At 55.8% G+C, this 258-nt stretch carries 1 protein-coding gene; it reads right to left on the minus strand.

Annotated elements, in window-relative coordinates; genetic code table 11:
- Positions 1 to 258, minus strand: a 258-nt coding sequence (locus tag SB765_RS31205; RefSeq protein WP_410932703.1) for a hypothetical protein, incomplete at both ends; no start/stop codon positions are given.

The raw sequence follows: 258 nt of genomic DNA on the forward strand, positions 1-258 counted from the left end.
TGTATCGTCGCCTTATCGATCAGTATGGGCTCTCCGAGCATGCCCATATTGTCTCCCGGCAGGAAGACTCCGAGGGTGACATTGAACTCGCACGTACGAGTACGCAGCCGATTCTGATCTCCAGTCCGCTCTTCGGGCTCGGGCTGAACTTCGCACGGCAGCCAGATATCCTTTGGGCTCGATTTGACCATGTCAAGGCGGATACGAACCAGATCATTCAGGCAGTTAATCGTGCGAATCGTGGCGAGCAACCGTGCC

Source organism: Pseudomonas sp. SIMBA_067, assembly GCF_046534675.1.
Taxonomy (GTDB): Bacteria; Pseudomonadota; Gammaproteobacteria; order Pseudomonadales; family Pseudomonadaceae; genus Aquipseudomonas; species Aquipseudomonas putida.